The organism is Amycolatopsis nigrescens CSC17Ta-90, from assembly GCF_000384315.1.
Classification (GTDB): Bacteria; Actinomycetota; Actinomycetes; order Mycobacteriales; family Pseudonocardiaceae; genus Amycolatopsis; species Amycolatopsis nigrescens.
Genome location: NZ_ARVW01000001.1, coordinates 3,133,506 through 3,150,028 on the forward strand (window position 1 = coordinate 3,133,506; position 16,523 = coordinate 3,150,028).

Annotated in this window: 18 protein-coding genes; 8 read left to right on the forward strand and 10 right to left on the reverse strand. The window is 71.4% G+C overall.

Annotated elements, in window-relative coordinates; all coding sequences use genetic code 11:
- Positions 1-20: 20 nt before the first annotated feature.
- The gene (locus AMYNI_RS47220; protein ID WP_020668752.1) at positions 21-1,526 is read left to right on the forward strand and encodes a LuxR family transcriptional regulator; all 1,506 of its coding nucleotides are present in this window, start codon (positions 21-23) and stop codon (positions 1,524-1,526) included.
- 4 nt (positions 1,527-1,530) lie between these two features.
- Here the strand turns inward: AMYNI_RS47220 and AMYNI_RS0114550 are convergent, their stop codons facing one another.
- Genes AMYNI_RS0114550 through AMYNI_RS0114560 form a run of 3 tightly spaced genes read right to left on the reverse strand, consistent with a single transcriptional unit; the run spans position 1,531 to position 4,438 of the window.
- Entirely contained in the window at positions 1,531-2,340 is an 810-nt protein-coding gene (locus tag AMYNI_RS0114550; RefSeq protein ID WP_020668753.1) for an ABC transporter ATP-binding protein, read from the reverse strand.
- Positions 2,337-3,413, reverse strand: a complete 1,077-nt coding sequence (locus tag AMYNI_RS0114555) for a FecCD family ABC transporter permease (protein WP_245573933.1) — start codon at positions 3,411-3,413, stop codon at positions 2,337-2,339. Before AMYNI_RS0114555 ends, AMYNI_RS0114550 begins: the two co-directional genes overlap by 4 nt.
- Positions 3,410-4,438: a FecCD family ABC transporter permease gene (locus AMYNI_RS0114560; RefSeq protein WP_020668755.1), complete on the reverse strand. Its 1,029-nt coding sequence runs from the start codon at positions 4,436-4,438 to the stop codon at positions 3,410-3,412. The genes AMYNI_RS0114555 and AMYNI_RS0114560 overlap by 4 nt, the downstream gene beginning before the upstream one ends.
- A 98-nt stretch (positions 4,439-4,536) precedes the next feature.
- Between AMYNI_RS0114560 and AMYNI_RS0114565 the strand changes: the two genes are divergently transcribed.
- Positions 4,537-5,547 carry an ABC transporter substrate-binding protein gene (locus AMYNI_RS0114565; protein WP_020668756.1) on the forward strand — a complete coding sequence of 337 codons (1,011 nt, stop codon included), beginning with the start codon at positions 4,537-4,539 and terminating at the stop codon, positions 5,545-5,547.
- A gap of 43 nt (positions 5,548-5,590) precedes the next feature.
- Here the strand turns inward: AMYNI_RS0114565 and AMYNI_RS0114570 are convergent, their stop codons facing one another.
- Both AMYNI_RS0114570 and AMYNI_RS0114575 read right to left on the reverse strand, forming a co-directional pair.
- Positions 5,591-6,157, reverse strand: a complete 567-nt coding sequence (locus AMYNI_RS0114570; RefSeq protein WP_020668757.1) for a TetR/AcrR family transcriptional regulator — start codon at positions 6,155-6,157, stop codon at positions 5,591-5,593.
- Between the two features lie 10 nt (positions 6,158-6,167).
- Positions 6,168-6,947, reverse strand: coding sequence for a metal-dependent hydrolase (locus tag AMYNI_RS0114575; RefSeq protein ID WP_040405749.1), 780 nt, complete (start codon positions 6,945-6,947; stop codon positions 6,168-6,170).
- A 103-nt stretch (positions 6,948-7,050) separates the two neighbouring features.
- Here AMYNI_RS0114575 and AMYNI_RS0114580 point away from each other — a divergent pair, with 103 nt between their 5' ends.
- Genes AMYNI_RS0114580 through AMYNI_RS0114600 form a run of 5 tightly spaced genes read left to right on the forward strand, consistent with a single transcriptional unit; the run spans position 7,051 to position 9,930 of the window.
- Positions 7,051-7,440, forward strand: a complete 390-nt coding sequence (locus tag AMYNI_RS0114580; protein ID WP_020668759.1) for a PPOX class F420-dependent oxidoreductase — start codon at positions 7,051-7,053, stop codon at positions 7,438-7,440.
- A 36-nt stretch (positions 7,441-7,476) separates the two neighbouring features.
- Positions 7,477-8,088 carry an RNA polymerase sigma factor gene (locus AMYNI_RS0114585; RefSeq protein ID WP_020668760.1) on the forward strand — a complete coding sequence of 204 codons (612 nt, stop codon included), beginning with the start codon at positions 7,477-7,479 and terminating at the stop codon, positions 8,086-8,088.
- Entirely contained in the window at positions 8,085-8,849 is a 765-nt protein-coding gene (locus AMYNI_RS0114590) for a methylated-DNA--[protein]-cysteine S-methyltransferase (protein WP_020668761.1), read from the forward strand. Before AMYNI_RS0114585 ends, AMYNI_RS0114590 begins: the two co-directional genes overlap by 4 nt.
- Entirely contained in the window at positions 8,846-9,295 is a 450-nt protein-coding gene (locus tag AMYNI_RS0114595; RefSeq protein WP_157357359.1) for a hypothetical protein, read from the forward strand. The genes AMYNI_RS0114590 and AMYNI_RS0114595 overlap by 4 nt, the downstream gene beginning before the upstream one ends.
- Positions 9,283-9,930: an alpha-ketoglutarate-dependent dioxygenase AlkB family protein gene (locus AMYNI_RS0114600; RefSeq protein ID WP_020668763.1), complete on the forward strand. Its 648-nt coding sequence runs from the start codon at positions 9,283-9,285 to the stop codon at positions 9,928-9,930. Before AMYNI_RS0114595 ends, AMYNI_RS0114600 begins: the two co-directional genes overlap by 13 nt.
- A 48-nt stretch (positions 9,931-9,978) precedes the next feature.
- Here the strand turns inward: AMYNI_RS0114600 and AMYNI_RS0114605 are convergent, their stop codons facing one another.
- Both AMYNI_RS0114605 and AMYNI_RS0114610 read right to left on the reverse strand, forming a co-directional pair.
- Positions 9,979-10,677, reverse strand: coding sequence for a 2OG-Fe(II) oxygenase (locus tag AMYNI_RS0114605; protein WP_020668764.1), 699 nt, complete (start codon positions 10,675-10,677; stop codon positions 9,979-9,981).
- Positions 10,678-10,720: 43 nt separating this feature from the next.
- Entirely contained in the window at positions 10,721-12,370 is a 1,650-nt protein-coding gene (locus AMYNI_RS0114610) for an AMP-dependent synthetase/ligase (protein WP_020668765.1), read from the reverse strand.
- 97 nt (positions 12,371-12,467) lie between these two features.
- Between AMYNI_RS0114610 and AMYNI_RS0114615 the strand changes: the two genes are divergently transcribed.
- Positions 12,468-13,460 carry an esterase/lipase family protein gene (locus AMYNI_RS0114615; protein WP_026360459.1) on the forward strand — a complete coding sequence of 331 codons (993 nt, stop codon included), beginning with the start codon at positions 12,468-12,470 and terminating at the stop codon, positions 13,458-13,460.
- Positions 13,461-13,549: 89 nt separating this feature from the next.
- Here the strand turns inward: AMYNI_RS0114615 and AMYNI_RS49770 are convergent, their stop codons facing one another.
- The 3 genes from AMYNI_RS49770 to AMYNI_RS0114630 all read right to left on the reverse strand — a co-directional run bounded on the left by AMYNI_RS49770 (position 13,550) and on the right by AMYNI_RS0114630 (position 16,498).
- Positions 13,550-14,062, reverse strand: coding sequence for a hypothetical protein (locus AMYNI_RS49770; protein ID WP_020668767.1), 513 nt, complete (start codon positions 14,060-14,062; stop codon positions 13,550-13,552).
- Between the two features lie 147 nt (positions 14,063-14,209).
- On the reverse strand, positions 14,210-14,893 hold the full coding sequence (locus AMYNI_RS0114625; protein WP_020668768.1) for a DUF3108 domain-containing protein: 684 nt from the start codon (positions 14,891-14,893) through the stop codon (positions 14,210-14,212).
- Between the two features lie 9 nt (positions 14,894-14,902).
- Positions 14,903-16,498, reverse strand: coding sequence for an AMP-binding protein (locus tag AMYNI_RS0114630; protein ID WP_245573934.1), 1,596 nt, complete (start codon positions 16,496-16,498; stop codon positions 14,903-14,905).
- Positions 16,499-16,523: the final 25 nt, after the last annotated feature.

Sequence of the window (16,523 nt, forward strand, 5' to 3'; positions counted from 1 at the left end):
GCCGGTTCTACCGTGGCGCCATGCCGACCCTCGAGGTGCGGGATCTCGCCACCGCCGCGCATGTGGCGTGGAAGGCGGGCCAGGGCGAGCTGGCGCGGGAGCTGATCGCGCAGGCGGTCCTGGCCGGCGACGAGCGGGCCGCGCGGCCGGCGCTGACCCGGCTGCGCGGGCTGGTCGAGCTCTACAGCGGGGACCAGGGCGCGGCCTGGGAGAACCTGCGGCTGGCGGCGGGCGCGCTCGGCGGAACCGAGCCGCGGCAGGCGGCCGGGCTGCTGTTCATGGCCGCGGACGCCGCCCACCACCGGGATCGGCCGGACGACGCGGCCGCCTGCCTGCGGCAGGTGCGCGAACTGGACTGCGGGCCGGAGTACCACCGGTTCGCCGGCTGGATGGCGGCGTCGATGGCCGACGAACTCGACGATCCGGCCGCCGAACCGTGGCACATCCTGGATTCCGGCCCACCGGAGCTGACCGAGCAGAGCGCGCATCGCTGGGTCCTGCCGCTGGCGATCAGCCGGTTCGGACCGTACCCGAGGACCGCCGCCGCGTTCGGCGTGACGGCCTGCGAACGCTTGCACGCCAACGGAATGCTCGCGATGCACGCGGTGGCGCTTGGCTGGCTGGCGGAGCTGGAGCTCCGGCTCGGGCGGTGGCGGGACGCGCGGGCGCACGCCGGTGAATCGCTGCGGTTCGCCACCGACACCGGGCAGCACGCCACCGCGACCGACGCGCGGGCCGTGCTGGCCCAGCTCGCCGCGCGCACCGGCGACCAGGCCGGCTGCCGCGAACACGCGGACCAGGCGTTGCGTGTCGCGGCGGTGTCGCACAACAAGCTGGCCGCGGCCCGCGCGAACTGGGCGCTCGGCGTGTCCCACCTGGCGCGCGGGGAGTACGCCGCCGCGGTGGAACGGCTGGCAAGGCCGGGGCACCGGCAGGTGGCCGGGCACGCGGTGGCCGACCTGGTCGAGGCGCTGGTGCGGGGCGGCGATCCGGGCACCGCGCGGGAGGTCACCGAGGACTTCCGGCGCACGATCACCCCGGCGAAACCACGGCTGGCGACCGCGCTGCTGCACCGCTGTCAGGCACTGCTGCCCGACGAACCAGCCGAACGGCACTTCCGGCTCTCACTGTCCACTTCGGACGCCGACCTGCGGCCGTTCGAGCAGGCCCGCACGGCTTTGCTCTACGGACAATGGCTCCGCCGGGAACGCCGGGTCAACGACGCCAAGGCCCAGCTGCTGGACGCACTCGAAGTGTTCGACGGCCTCGGTGCCACGGACTGGGCTGCGGCCGCCCTCGTCGAACTGCGGGCGACCGGCGCCAGGAGCTCGTCGTCCGCGGCGGCGAACCTGACCGCGCAGGAGCACCGGGTCGCCGCGCTGGCCGCGGCCGGGCTGTCCAACCGGGAGATCGGCGCGCGGCTGTTCCTCAGCCCGCGCACCGTCGGCTACCACCTCTACAAGATCTTCCCCAAGCTCGGCATCGCGACCCGCGCCCAACTCCGCGACCTCGCCCTGGACAAATAGCCGACTATTTGCCGGTTTGGGGGCGGAAGTGGGCGGAGATCGGGACGACCAGCGGGGTGCCGGAGACGGGATCTTCGAGGACCTTCGCGGACAGCCCGAAAACCTCGTCCAGCAACGGCTCGGTGAGCACCTCGGCCGGGCTGCCCTGCGCGACGATCCGGCCCTCCCGCATGGCGACCAGGGTGTCCGCGTAACGCGCCGCCAGGTTGAGGTCGTGCAGCACCATCACCACGGTCTTCATCCGCTCGGTGTGCAGCCGGTAGACCAGGTCCAGCACGTCGATCTGGTGCGCCAGGTCCAGGTAGGTGATCGGCTCGTCGAGCAGCAGCAGCCCGGTCTCCTGCGCGAGCGTCATGGAGATCCACGCGCGCTGCCGCTGACCGCCGGAAAGCTGGTCCACCGCCCGGTCGCCGAGCTCGGTCATTCCGGTCAGCCGCAACGCCCGCTCGATCGCCTCGTCGTCGGACACCGACCACTGCCGGTACCAGCTCTGGTGCGGGTGCCGCCCCCTGGACACCAGGTCCGTCACGGTCAGCCCCTCCGGCGCGAGCGGGGCCTGCGGCAGCAGCCCGATGAGCTTGGCCACCTCGCGGGTCGGCATCTTCTCGATCCGCTTGCCGTCCAGCAGCACCGCGCCTTCGCGCGGGCCGAGCAGCCTGCCCAGCGCGCGCAGCAGGGTCGACTTGCCGCAGCCGTTCGGGCCGATGATCGCGGTGACCGTGCCGTCCAGCACGTCCAGGTCGAGCCCGTCCACCACCAGCCGGTCGCCGTAGCCCAGCTTCAGGCCGTCCGCCCGTAGTCGCACGTCGTTCACGCCCGCTCCTTCCGGCGGCTGCGGACAAAGAGGAAGATCAGGTATGGCGCGCCGAGCACCGCGGTGAGCACCCCGACCGGCAGCCCGCCGGCGCCCGGCGCGAGCCGGACCGCGAAGTCCGCGCAAACCGTCAGCAGCGCGCCCAGCACCATGGACCCGACCAGCGGCGGCTGCGCGGTCCTGGCCAGTCGCAGCGCGATCTGCGGGGCGGCCAGCGCGACGAAGGTGATCGGCCCGGCACCGGCGGTGGCCACCGCGGCCAGCCCGGCGGCGAGCAGCAGCAGCGTCCCGCGCGCGGCGTCCACCCTGATGCCGAGGCCCCGCGCGGTCTCGTCGCCGAACTGCAGGCCGCCGATGGTCCGGCCGCAGACCAGGGTCAGCGGCACCAGCACGACCAGCGCCAGCAGGACAGGGCCGACCGACTCCCAGCCCACGTCGCTGAGGTTGCCGACGATCCAGGTGGTTGCCCTGGTCGCGTCGTCCACGTCGCCGACGGTGAGCAGCCAGTACACGACGTTGTAGCCGACCGCGGACAGGCCGATGCCGACCAGCACCATCCGGTAGCCGTCGATCCCGCGGCGCCAGGACAGCGCGTAGAGCAGCAGCCCGGCGATCAGCCCGCCGGCCAGCGCGGCCAGCGGCACCCCGATCGTGCTCAGCAGGCCGGAGACCTGACCGGCGTTGCCGCCGATGGTGATCATGGTGACCGCGCCGACCCCGGCACCCCAGGTGACGCCGAGGATGTCCGGGCTGGCCAGCGGGTTGCGGGCGATGGACTGGAAGATCGCGCCGGACAGGCCGAAGGCCGCGCCGACCAGGATGCCGGTCAGCGTGCGGGGCAGCCGGAGGTCGAAGATGATGCCGCGGGTGCGCCGGTCGCCACCGCCGAACAGGGCCTCCAGCACCTGCGGCACGTCGAGCTGCGCGCTGCCCTTGCCGATGTTCAGCGCGGCGACCAGCACCAGCAGCACCGCCGCGATGGCCGGTACCGCGAGCACCCTCGGCCGGAACGTCCAGGCGAACGGCCCCACCGTCCACACCCGGCGACCTGGCACCGAACTCTTCGTTTTCACAGGCGCGTTAACCCTTTCCGCCGCACCAGGAACACGAACACCGGCGCGCCGACGACCGCGAGCATGATGCCGACCTCCAGGTTGTCCCCGGACAGCACCCGGCCGAGCACGTCCGCGGACAGCAGCAGCAACGCGCCGAGCAGCGCCGAGCAGGGCACCAGCCAGCGGTAGTCCGGCCCGGTGATCGCCCTGGCCAGGTGCGGCACGATCAGGCCGAGGAACGCGATCGGCCCGCAGGCCGCGACCGCGGCGCCGGTGAGCAGGGTGATCGCGACGATGCCGAGCGCCCTGGTCCGGCGCACGTGCTGGCCGAGCGAGGTGGCCACGTCCTCGCCGAGGGACAGCGTGTTCAGCCCCGGCGTGTTGATCATCGCGAGCAGCAGCCCCACCAGCAGGAACGGCAGGATCTGGCCGGTCACCGAGTAATCGCGGCCGGCGATCGAGCCGACGTGCCAGAACCGGTAGGTCTCCATGCCCTGCTCGTTGGACAGCACGATGGCCGCGATGACGCCGTTGAGCAGCGCGCTGACCGCGGCACCGGCGAGCGCGAGGGTGACCGGGGTGGCGCCGCGGCCGCCGACCCCGCCGAGCGCGAACACCACCAGGCTGCCGAGCAGCGCGCCGGCGAAGGCGAACCAGATGAAGCCGTACAGGCTCTGCACCCCGAGCACGACCACGGACAGCACCACCGCGAAGGCCGCGCCCTGGCTGATGCCGAGCAGCCCGGGGTCGGCCAGCGGGTTGCGGGTGTGCCCCTGCATCATCGCCCCTGCGGCGCCGAGCGCCAGCCCGGCGAGCGCGCCGAGCAGGGTGCGGGGCAGCCGCAGCGAACGGATGATCAGGTGCTCCTCGGCGCCGGTCGGGCTGGTCAGCGCGTCCAAGACGACGCCGAGCGGAATGGCCCTGGTGCCCAGCGCGATGCTCGCGACGCAGACCACCAGCAGCGCCAGCACCAGCAAGCCGAGGGTGGCGGGCCGCCGGCCGCGACGCCGGGTCGCGGGACGCACACCGACGGTTGCGGTCAACGCTTCGCTCCTGTCGGCTCTATTACTCAGGCTTTAACTACGGCGCGCGCCATCCTAGGCTCCGTTAGGCAAGGCTAACCGCACAGTTGGGATAAATCGTGACCAGTCTGACCCGCCCCCGCCGATCGCGGATCGCCGGCCGATTCACCGCCCTGTCCGCCGCACTCTGCGTGACCGTCACCGGCTGCGCTGGCGGCGACGAGCAGGGCGCCGGCGGCGACCAGGCCGCGGCACCGGGCGGGTTCCCCCGCACGGTGCAGCACGCGATGGGTGAGACCACCATCGAGAAGCAGCCGCAGACGGTGGCCGCGCTGGACGCCAGCTACATCGGCGCGGCGCTCTCGCTGGAGACGAAGCTGGTGGCGTACACCAAATACCGGTCACAGGAAAACCTGCCCGACTACCTCGGCGACGACCGGAAGTACGGCGACGGCGCCAGGATGATCGGCGACCTGGAGAGCCCGGACATCGAGCAGCTCTACGACATCAAGCCCGATCTGATCGTGTCCGCCAAGATCCGGCACGAAAAGATCTACAACGAGCTCGGCAACGTGGCACCGACGGTGTTCAGCCAGACCACCGGCGCCACCTGGAAGGAGAACATCCGCATGCTCGCCAAGGCGCTCGGCAAGGAGCAGCTGGGCGAGCAGAAGATCGGCGCGTTCGAGCAGCGGGCGAAGCGGCTCGGCGACTCGATCCGGGCGAAGCTGGGCCGCAACCCGTCGATCACCCTGGCCAGGTTCACCGAGGGTGAGCCGACCGTGCGCCTGTACAGCAGCGCGTCCTTCCCCGGCATCGTGCTGGCCGACACCGGGCTCAAGCGGCCGGACGGGCAGCCGGACAAGCAGGACAAGATCAGCGTGGACATCAGCCAGGAGGACATCCCCAAGCTGGACGCCGACCAGATCTTCACCGCCACCTACTCCGACCCGAGCAAGGACGCGGTGAACCCGAAGGACCAGTTCAAGTCGAACCCGCTGTGGGGCACGCTCAAGGGCAAGATCAGCGAGGTGGACGATCTGACCTGGCTGACCTCGGTCAGCCTGCAGGGCGCGCACCACATCCTGGACGACCTGGCCACCCAGTTCGAGGTCGACCCCGCCCGCTAACCACGTCGTGAGTGAAAAACGTTGCTCCGGCAACGTTTTTCACTCACGAGGTCGGCCGGAGCCCGTCGGTGAGAATGCGGCCGAGGTGGCGTCCAGGGGCGGAGCCGCGTTCCATCGCCAGGTAGCCGGCCAGCAGCGCGCGCACGTCCGCGACCTCGATGTCCGCGCGGACCGCGCCGGCCCGCTGGGCTCTGGTCAACAGCTCGCCGAAGGCCGCGCGGAAATCGTTGTCCACGCCCTGCTCGGCCTTGAAGCCGAGGCCGGTGCTGGCCTCCAGCGCGTCGCAGAGCGCCTTGTTGAGGGTGGCCTGCTCGGCGACCACGGCGAAGAACTCGAAGAACGCCGGCCCAGGGTCGCCCTGCTCGGCGAGCTTGGCCCTGGCCTGCTGCGCGAGCTGCTCGATCCGCTCCAGCACGACCGCCTCGAACAGCGCTTCCTTGCTGGGGAAGTGCCGGTACACCGTGCCGGCGCCGACCCCGGCCCGGCGGGCGATCTCGTCCAGCGGCACTGTCGTACCGGACGCGGCGAAGGCGGCTTCGGCCGCGGCCAGCACCCTGGCGCGATTGCGCCGGGCGTCCGCGCGAAGGGCGGGTTTCTCGACCGAGTTCATCAGCGCAAGTCTAATGGCCCGCTTCCACCACCGGTCGCGTGAAGAGCTGTTCGGCAAGGTCGGTCACCAGTGGCCAGACGCCGGGTAGCAGCAGGATCGCGGCGATCGTGAAGGCGGGGAAGATGAGCAGGTTTTCCACCCGTTTGCCGGTGCGGAACCGCAGCCAGCGCGGTGGCCGCAGCTCGTACCAGGTTTCGCCGGCGATCGGGAGCGGGAACAGGAACGGGCAGCCGGACTCGGTCAGCGCGTCGCCGAGGCAGTGCACCAGGCAGCCGGCCCCGACCGCGATGCCCAGGTAGCCGGTGAGCTGTTCGAGTTCGACGTTGGCCGCGCCCACGGTGAAGGTCCACCAGATCACCGCACCGCCGGCCACCGGGAGCAGCCAGTCACCGAGGGCGTCCTCGGCGAGCAGTACCCCGATCAGCACCACCGCGGCCACCGCCCACCAGCCGCCCGCGTTGGTGGCGAAGGTGGTCAGCGCGCCGAGCCCGGCGGCGAACAGCACGGTGTGCGACAGGTGCCGGTGGGTGCCCTTGCCGCGTTCGTCGCGCGGACCCTTGGTCAGTGCGTACAGCCCGGCGGAGGCCTTGCGGAGCAGCCAGGAGATGCCGCCGGTGACCGGCCCGAGCAGCTTCGACGCTCGGGCGCCGGGGTGGTCGAGGTCGGGCAGCAGCGCGAATCCGGCGGTGGTCGCGGCGAAGGCGACCGCCTGGTGCACGGAACCGGCGCCCACCGCGGGCGCCAGCGCGAGTCCCGCGCACCAGCCGGTCAATGCGTGCGTACGCCCCATCATGGGTTGCTGATCCTCCTCGTCCGAGTGAACTCCCATCCTGGCAACATGATCGGCGCCGGGGGCGCGCGACAGGCCGGATTCAGTGCAGGGAAAGGGAAACATGACCGCGAGTGACGAGCTTTTCGAGTTCTGGAGCGAATGGCATCTGAGCACCCTGACCACCCTGCGGCCGGGCGGGTCGCCGCATGTGGTGCCGGTCGGGGTCACCGTCGACGAGGAGTTCGGCGTGGCGCGGGTGATCTGCTCGCGGGGCAGCGTCAAGGCGCGCAACGTGCGTGCCGCGGGTGAACCGGGCGCGCCGGTCGCGGTGAGCCAGGTAGATCGCGGCCGGTGGTCGACCCTGGAGGGCACCGCGGTGCTGCGCGAGGACGAGGAGTCCGTGCGGGACGCGGAGAACCGCTACGCCAAGCGGTACGGCCGTCAGCCCCGCCCGAACCCGGAACGCGTCGTGATCGAGATCTCGCTGCACCGCCGCCTCGGCATGAGCTGACCGCAACCGGTCGGGGTGACGTGGTGTTCTAGGGGTATGACCGACGACCAAGCGACAGAGGCTGCCCAGGCGGCACGGGCGGCACTGTGCGCGGGCCTGGCCGAGGACCTCGACCAGGGCTTTGCCGAGCTGGTGCGGGCCTACGAGCGGGTCGTCTATTCGGTCGCGCTGCGCGTGAGCGGACGTCCCGCCGAGGCCGAGGACCTGGCCGCGGAGGCTTTTCTGCGCGCCTACCGGGCGCTGCGCGGCTACCGGCGCGACCGGATCATGGCCCTGCAGCCGCGCTCCTGGCTGCTCACCATCCTGCTGAACACCTGGCGCAACACGGTCCGCACGGCGAGCAGGCGGCCGAGCCAGGTGCCGCTGGACGAACTGGCCGAGCCGGCGCAGCCCGGCCCCGGGGTCGAGGACCTGGCCGAGTCCATGGAGAGCCGCCGTGAGCTGGGCGCGCTGGTCGCCCAGCTGCCCGAAGCGCAGCGGATCGCGGTGGTGCTGCGCCATGTCGAAGGGCTGCCGACCAGCGAGGTCGCGGCCGTTCTACGGTGTCCGGAAGGCACCGCGAAATCCCATATTTCCCGCGGTTTGCGCCGGCTGCGCACGCTCTACGCGGCCGGAGAGCCGCTCTGCACCGGGAGGGAGCAGCGATGACCACCCCAGATCCGCTGTTCGACCAGCTCAGTGAACTTTCTTCCGCCGCACCGCCGAGGAGCCTGCTCGGGTTGGTGTTCGGCCAGTGGACGCTGGTCGACGGCCCGGCCGGCGAGCTGTACGTCGCGTTCACCGACCAGGGCATCAGCTACCTGCGCACCGCGGACTCGGTGCCGGACGAGGCCGGGTTCGCCGAGGCCTACCGCGAGCGGTTCGGCAAGCCGCTGCGCCACGCCGACCGGCCGCCGGCCGGGCTGCTGCGCGCGATCCGCGACGGCAACGCGCGGTCGCTGCGGTTCGATCTGCGCGGGCTCAGCGAATTCGAGCGGGACGTGCTCGCCGCCACCCGGCGCATCCCGACCGGCCAGACCCGCCCGTACGGCTGGATCGCCCGCGAGATCGGCAGGCCGGGCGCGGTGCGCGCGGTCGGCTCGGCGCTGGGCCGCAACCCGGTGCCGGTGCTCATTCCGTGCCACCGGGTGACCAGGTCCGACGGCACGCTCGGCGAGTACGTCTTCGGCGCGGCCACCAAGGAGCGGCTGCTGCGGGCCGAGCACACCAACCTGGACGAGGTGCACGCGCTGGCCGGGAAGAAGGTGCACTACCTCGGCAGCGCCACCACCGGCATCGTCTGCTTCCCGACCTGCCACAACGCACGGCGGATCAGCGAGCCGCACCGGCGCGGGTTCGGCAGCGTCAAGGCCGCCGAACGGGCCGGTTACCGGCCGTGCCGGGCCTGCCGCCCGGGGGTGCCCGCGTGAACGTCGAACTGGAAACCGTGCTGCGGCTGGCCCGCGCGCACCGGGCGGTGCTGGTCAACCTCGGCCACGGCCGGGACGGGGCGTCGTTGGCGCGGGCCGAACTGTTCGCCGAGGCATGGCTGAAGGCCGGCGGTGAGCTCGGCTCGGTGGTGTCCTGGCCCGCCGTCGCGGCCTCCTGGCTGCGGCCCGCGTGCCGGCTGGCCTCCGGTGCACCGGATGTCTGGGTGATCGCCGACGAGCCCGCCGGCTGGGCCGGTTTCGGCAGGCGGCTGGCCGCGGACGGCCGCTGGCGCGCGCGGCGGACGGTCTGCTTCGCCGGGCTCGGCGACCCCGTGCTGCCGAAGCTGGCCGGCCGTCCGGCGACCGAAGGACTGTCCGGCACCACGGCCACCGGCGAGCCGTGGACCTTCACCGACGCGCAACTGGAGCGGGCGTGGATGCGCTGATGCCGAGGCCGCGCGCGGAGGTCGCGCCCGGCGCGGTGCACCTGCCGGACTGGCTGGACGTCGACGGGCAGCGCGCGCTGGTGGACGCCTGCCGCGGCTGGTCCGGCGGGTTGCGCCAGGTGCGAATGCCCAGCGGCGCGGTGATGTCGGTGCGCCAGGTCTGCCTCGGCTGGCACTGGTACCCGTACCGGTACTCGCGGTACGTCGACGACGGCGACGGCTCACCGGTGCTGCCGTTCCCCGGCTGGCTGGTCGAGCTGGGCCGCCGGGCGGTGGCCGACGCCTACCGCACCCCGGACGTCGAGTACGAGCCGGACATCGCGCTGATCAACTACTACGACTCTGCCGCGCGGATGGGGCTGCACCAGGACAAGGACGAGCGGTCGCTGGAACCGGTGGTGTCGCTGAGCCTCGGCGACCCGTGCGTGTTCCGGTTCGGCAACACCGAGCACCGCGGCCGCCCGTGGACCGACGTGGAGCTGCGTTCCGGCGACCTGTTCGTCTTCGGCGGCCCGTCCAGGCTGGCCTACCACGGCGTGCCGAAGACCCTCCCGCGCCAGGACACCCCGGACATCGGCCTGCCCGCCGGACGGCTCAACCTGACGCTCCGTGTTTCGGGCCTTTCGACGTCGTGAGTGAAAAGTGTTGCTGGAGCAACACTTTTCACTCACGACCGTGGCGGGTCAGCGGGCGTTGTGGAAGATGACGCCGAGCACATGGCGTTGTCCACTGTGGACGGCGCTGACCCCGTGCCGCATCGCCACCCGGCGGAAACCGCGGGCACCCGGCACCGGCCGGTGCCGCACCGGGAACACCAGCCCCTGGCCGAGCCCCGGCCTGGCCACCATCGCGCGGGACTGCGCCCGCGGCCGCTGCTCCACGAACACGCTCTCCCCACCCGTGAAATCCTCGTCCGGCCGGTTGAGCATGATCGCCACCTGCAACGGGAAGGTCAGCTCCCCGTAAACGTCCTGGTGCAGGCAGTTGTACCCGCTCGGCCCGTACCGCAGCAGCAGCGGGGTCGGCCGGTGCTGCCCGGCCGCGGCGCACTCGGCGACCAGCTCCGCCAGCTTGTCCGGAAACCGCCGCTCGCTGAGCATCGTGGCCCAGCGGTTCGCGATCGCGGCCAACGGCGGATACAGCCGTTCCCGCAGTTTCGCCACGATCGGCACCAGCGGATCGGCGAAGTAGCGGTAGCTGCCCTCCCCGTAGGCGTGCCGGGCCATCACCACCGTGCTGCGGAACACCTCGTCCGCCTCGAACAGCTCGATGACCTCGGCGCACTCCTGCGCGGAGAGCAACGGCGGGGTCAGCGTGAAGCCGGATCGGTCCAGTTCCCCGCCCAGTGCGGGCCAGTCGAGCGTGCTCAGCAGATCGTTCATACCCGGGGAACACCGGACGGCGGCCGTCGGTTGCAGGCGCGGCTCACTGCCGGGATTCGTAGAGCGCGTCGACCACGTCCGCGTACCGCTCCCGCACCACACCGCGCCGGATCTTCAGCGTCGGCGTGAGCTCGCCGCTGTCCACGGTGAACTCGCCGGGCAGGATGGTGAAGTCCCGGATCCGTTCCGGCGGCGCGTAGTTCTCGTTCGCCGCGTCGACCACCCCGGCGACCAGCTCGCGCATCGCCGGATGCGCCGCCACCGCGCCGGTCACGCCGTGCTCGGCCGCCCAGGCGGCGGCCTCCTCCGGGTCCAGGGTGATCAGCGCGACCGGGTAGGGACGGCGGTCGCCGAGCATCACCGCCTGCGAGATCCAGCGCGACTGGCGCAGGTCGTTCTCCAGGTTCGCCGGGGTCAGGTTCTTGCCACCGGCGGTGATGATGATGTCCTTCTTCCGCCCGGTGAGGTACAGGTAGCCGTCCTCGTCCAGCCTGCCGAGATCGCCGGTGTGCAGCCAACCGTCCACAATGGTCTCCGCGGTGGCGGCCGGGTTGTGGTGGTAGCCGGTGAACACGTTCTCGCCGCGCGCGAGCACCTCACCGTCCTCGGCGATGCCGATCTCCACCCCGGGCAGCGCACGCCCCACGCTGCCGAACCGGACCGCGCCGGGCACGTTCGCCGAGATCAGCGCGGTGGACTCGGTCATCCCGTACGCCTCGTAGATCGGGACTCCGCAGCCGTGGAAGAACTCCAGGATCTCCGGCGCGATCGGCGCCGCGCCGGTGAGCGCCTCGCGCACCCGGCCGCCGAGCGCGGACCGCACCAGCTCCCGCGCCTGCTCGGCGTCGATCCCGGCCCCGGCGGCACGCACCATGCCGTACGCCTTCTCGAACAGCCGGGGCACCGAGGGCAGGTGGGTCGGCCGGACCTCCGCCAGTTCGGTCACCACCTGCCGGATGTCGCCCCCGAAGTAGACCAGGGTGGCGCCGCGCTCGAAGGCGGTCAGCTGCACCATCCTGGCGAACAGGTGCGCCAGCGGCAGGTACACGTAGATCGTGTCGCCCTCGCCGAGCGAGGTGACCTGCTCGATCGCGTCCAGCGACGTACGCCAGTTCCGGTGCGACAGCACGCATCCCTTGGGCGGGCCGGTGGTGCCCGAGGTGTAGACGATGGTGTTCGGCGCGGCCGGATCTACGTCCACTGTGGACACTTCTGGCTCGGCGACGATCAGGTCGTCCAGGGTGCGCACTCCCTCCCGCGCCACCGGATCGATCACCACCACGGTGGCGAGCTCCGGCAGCTCGCCCTGAACCTCGGCCACCCGGTCCAGGTGCGCCGCCTGCTCGCAGATCACCATGCTCGCCCCGGAATCCGCCAGCACCCAGGCGCATTCGGCGGCCGAGTTGGTCGGGTAGACCGGCACGCAAACCGCGCCGGCCGCGGCGATGGCCAGGTCGCAGACCGTCCACTCGGGACGCGTCTCGGCCAGCAGCGCCACCCGGTCGCCCGGCTCGACGCCGGCCGCGACCAGCCCGCCGGCCACCGCCCGCACCCTGGCCGCCAGTTCGGCGTAGGACTGCTCCACCCACTGCCCGTCGTGGCGGTACCTGATCGCCGGCCGCCGCCCGTACCGGCGCTCCGCCCAGTCGGCCAGTTCGGCGATGGTGGCAGGCCGGGTGTCGCTCGTTGCCATTTCTCATCTCCTCGACAAGATATTTGGTCAGTCATCTTGTCAGAATCAGAACGGCCGGGCTACTGTGCGGTAGGTCACGCACAGAAAGGCGGCAAAGATGCCCCTGACGCCTCCCGGACTTCGCAGAATCGCGACCTTGCTACTGGCCGGAGCCGCGGCCTTTGGCCTGGCGACCGCCCCGGCCACCGCCGCCGAAGGCCCGCCGCTGGAGACACCGAAATCCCAGCTCGAAGCCGCCCTGCACTGCGATGCGGCGATTGACAACGCGACCACGAACCCGGTGCTCTTCGTACCGGGCACCACCGCCGAGGGCGGCGAGAACTTCGCCTGGAACTACGTGACCGTGCTACGCGAAAAGGGTGTACCGGCCTGCTGGGTGAACTATCCCTATCGCGGCTGGCGCGATATGCAGACCTCATCGGAATACATCGTGCACGCGATCCGCACTATGGCCGAACGCAGCGGGCACAAGGTGTCCACCATCGGGCACAGCCAGGGCGGTCTGCACCCGGCGTGGGTGGCGCGGTTCTGGCCGGACATCGCAGGCAAGCTGGATGACGCGATCAGCCTCGGCACCCCGTTCCAGGGCTCGGTGGTGGCCAGCCTGTACTGCGGCGCGCTGAACGTGTTCCCCACCGGCTGCCAGGAGTCGTTCTGGCAGTTCACCCAGGGCTCGAAGTGGTCGCGGGCGCTGAACGCGGCACCGATGCCGGACGAGGTCTCGTTCACTTCGATCTACACCCCGACCGACGAGGCCGCCGCCCCTGGCAAGGAAGCCAGCGCGCTGGCCGGCGCCGCGCACATCGGCACCAACGACGTCTGTCCCGGCCGGGTCGGCGAGCACCTTTCGCTGGTGGTGGACGCCGTCGTGTTCGCACTGGCCGAAGACGCGCTCACGCACGACGGCCCGGCCGACCCGGCGCGAATCGACAAGTCGGTGTGCGGCCAGGTATTCATGCCGCTGGACTGGCCCGGTTTCGCCAAGGCACTGCCGGACCTGCTCGCTCTCCCCATCAAGGCCTGGCTGCAAAGCCCCCCGTGGACCTGGGTCCGCGAAGAGCCACCCCTTCGCTCCTACGCCCACTCCTGATTGTCCGTGAAGGCCACCTTGCCTACGTTGAAGGTAGGCAAGGTGGCCTTCACGACATGTAGCAGCGTGAGTAGCAGGCGTTCGGGTGGTCAGCAGAGCAGCCATTCCGGCCAGAGGGTGCACGGCGGTTCGGTGGTCGTGCTCGGCGGCGGGGTGCTGGGCGGCGGCGTGGTCCGGGGCGGCGTGGACGGCGGCCGCGCGCTGGTCACCGGCGGCGGGTCGCTCCGCCCGGACGGGGTGCCGGCGGATACCGAGGTGGTGGGCGCGGTGGTTTCGGACTCCGACTCCGCGGGGGTGCTGGTCGGGGTGGCCGAGGTGCCGCCGCCGACCCCGGTGTCCCCTGGCGCGCCGGGAACCTCGGTGGCGTCCGGGTTGGTCCCGCCTCGCGGCAGGTGCACCACGCCGGTGTCCTCGGTCTCCCGCACCGCCCGGTAGTCGTCGCCGGACTCACCGGGCAACGCCAGCAACGCGGCCAGTCCACAACCGAGCACTACCGCCGCCATCACGGCCATGACCCGCATCCTGGACCGCGGCGCGGGTGGTACGTGCTCGTCCCAGCCTTCCCGTTCGAGCAGGTGGGCCACCGAAACCTCGTCGTTCACCGGTAACCCTTTCGAACGCGGACCATCGCGGATCGCTCTTTTTACCGCATGCCGGGAGATTCCGGGTCCGGATTGCGAAATAACACCGGACCGCAAGGAATTTCACTGCCGGGAAAGGTACCACCGCGACGGTCCGCGTTCGTCCGGTTACTCGGCAGCGGTCAGCTCGATCAGTCCCCTGGGGTCCCATGGGAAAGGCCCGGTTGGGAAAGTGAACCGCAGCAGCCGATGTGGCGGCTCGACGTCGAAATGCAGGGTGAACGGCGGCAGCAGCCCGCCGATCACCCGGTCGAGCAACCCGTTGATCTGCGCGAAACTCGGCCGGGCGCGCACCCGCCACGCCTCCATCGAGCCGATCGGCAGCCGGACCCGCTCCCGCCGCTCCACCTTGAGGTCCACCTGCCAGAACACCGAGAACGCCAGCCACAGGTTCACCTGGCGCCGCGCGCCACGGCTGAAGTCCAGTCCCCGCAACGCGATCGACGCGCCGAGCAGCGGGGTGACGTCGGCGGGGAAGGACTTCACCGCGCCGCCGAACTGCAAGTGCTTGGTGTCGCGGAAATACGCCTCCTCCCTGGTCACCAGCTCGCCATCGTGGCGGGACTCCGCGCGGTAACTCTCCGCGAGCACCATCCCGTTCTTCCTGGCGAAAGCCTGCTCGACCACCAGTTCCAGCTCACCCAGCCGCGCCTCGATCAGCTGCCGGTAGCGGGTGTCGCCTTCCAGTTCGACGGAGACCACCACGTCGTAGTTCTCGTCGGCACCGAGCGAAGCGCGGTAGGCGGCCTTCTCCCCGGCCGGGATCATCGGGTCGCGAAAGGGCTGGTTCATGCGCGTGTCCTATTCGGTCTCGGATTCGAGCAGCACGCGCTTGAGCACCTTGCCGGTCGCGTTGCGGGGAAGTTCGGCCAGAAAACGGATCTCGCGCGGGGTCTTGTACCCGGCCAGGTTCTGCTTCACGTATTCCTTCAGCTCATCTTCGGTGGCCTCTCCGGAGAGCACCACGAAAGCGCGCAGCCGCTGGCCGAACTCCTCGTCAGGCACCCCTGCGGCGGCCGCCTCGCCGACTGACGGGTGGCGCGCCAGCAGATCCTCCACCTCGGCCGGGAACACGTTCTCGCCACCGGAGACGATCATCTCGTCGTCTCGGCCACGGACGAACAGCCGCCCCGACTCGTCGAACCGGCCGACGTCGCCGGTGCTCATCAGCCCGCGCACGACTTCCTTGCCACCGCCGCCGGTGTAGCCGTCGAACAGGCCGCCGTTGGCCACGAAGATGCGGCCGGTCTCGCCGTCCGGCACCGGCTCGCCGTGTTCGTCGAGCAGCCGGACCTCGGTGCCGCGCGCCGGGTGGCCCGCGGTGCCCGGCGCGGCGCGCAGGTCCGCCGGGGTGGCCACCGAGACCAGCGCGACCTCGGTGGAGCCGTAGATGTTGTAGAGGTTGTCACCGAAAGCGTCCATCCACTCCGCGGCCAGGTCCCCGGTTAGCGCCGAACCCGCGGCGGCCACCGCGCGCAGAGCCGACAGGTCGTGACCAGTTTTGGTCTCCCCTGGCAGGTCCAGGATGCGCCGCAGCATCACCGGCACCGGCACGAAGGTCGCGCACCGCTTGGCCTCGATTTCCGCCAGCGCCCGCGCTGGGTCGAACCGGCGGTGCAGCACCTGCGTGGTGCCCAGGTGCAGGCCGAGCAGCAGGAAGCTCAACCCCCAGGTGTGGAACAACGGCGCGGCCAGCAGCTGGGCCCGGCGGCGGGGCAGCGGGATCCGGTCGACCAGGCCGGCAACCGGGTCCAGCGACCGCGGATCGGGCCTTGCCACGCCCTTCGGGCTACCGGTGGTGCCCGAGGTCAGGATGATCACCTGCCCGGTCCGCGCCGGTTTCGCCGGCTCGGCGGGGTCCCCCGCCTCGATCAGCCCGTCCAGGGTCGGGGCCGAAACGGGGTTCTCGTGCCAGGCCAGATAACGCCGCTGGGCCGGTACGTCCGCGAACTCCTCGTCGCAGATCACCGCCGTCGCCCGCTCACGGTCCAAAGTAGACGCTAGCTGCGGTGCGGCGAAGGCGGTGTTCATCAGCAGCACGTCCGCGCCCAGCTTGGCCCCGGCCAGCAGCCCGTCCACGAAACCGCGGTGGTTGCGGCAGATCAGCGCGATCCGGTCGCCGGGCCCGAGGCCGTCCGCGGCCAACGCGCGGGCCAGCGCGTTCGACCGCCGGTGCAGCTCGGTGAAGGAGAGTGCACCCCGTTCGTCGACCAGCGCGGTCCGGTGGCCGTGCTCGATCGCGGCCATCGCGGCCAGTGTCGCCGGGCCGCGTCCCCAGCGCAGCGCCGCACCGCCGAGCCTGACCGCGGTGTCCGGGCGGATCGGCCGCAGGAAACCGGTGCGCACCAGGACGCCGACGTTGCCCAGCTCGTGTGCCAGCCACTTCGCGGGGTTCACCACACCTCCAAACTACGGGATACCG

Excerpts from the sequence above, each read along its gene's own strand:
- AMYNI_RS47220 (WP_020668752.1), top strand. The coding sequence starts at position 21 with ATGCCGACCCTCGAGGTGCGGGATCTCGCCACCGCCGCGCATGTGGCG.
- AMYNI_RS0114570 (WP_020668757.1), bottom strand. The coding sequence starts at position 6,157 with ATGAACTCGGTCGAGAAACCCGCCCTTCGCGCGGACGCCCGGCGCAAT.
- AMYNI_RS0114575 (WP_040405749.1), bottom strand. The coding sequence starts at position 6,947 with ATGGGGCGTACGCACGCATTGACCGGCTGGTGCGCGGGACTCGCGCTG.
- AMYNI_RS0114580 (WP_020668759.1), top strand. The coding sequence starts at position 7,051 with ATGACCGCGAGTGACGAGCTTTTCGAGTTCTGGAGCGAATGGCATCTG.
- AMYNI_RS0114585 (WP_020668760.1), top strand. The coding sequence starts at position 7,477 with ATGACCGACGACCAAGCGACAGAGGCTGCCCAGGCGGCACGGGCGGCA.
- AMYNI_RS0114590 (WP_020668761.1), top strand. The coding sequence starts at position 8,085 with ATGACCACCCCAGATCCGCTGTTCGACCAGCTCAGTGAACTTTCTTCC.
- AMYNI_RS0114605 (WP_020668764.1), bottom strand. The coding sequence starts at position 10,677 with ATGAACGATCTGCTGAGCACGCTCGACTGGCCCGCACTGGGCGGGGAA.
- AMYNI_RS0114610 (WP_020668765.1), bottom strand. The coding sequence starts at position 12,370 with ATGGCAACGAGCGACACCCGGCCTGCCACCATCGCCGAACTGGCCGAC.
- AMYNI_RS0114615 (WP_026360459.1), top strand. The coding sequence starts at position 12,468 with ATGCCCCTGACGCCTCCCGGACTTCGCAGAATCGCGACCTTGCTACTG.
- AMYNI_RS0114625 (WP_020668768.1), bottom strand. The coding sequence starts at position 14,893 with ATGAACCAGCCCTTTCGCGACCCGATGATCCCGGCCGGGGAGAAGGCC.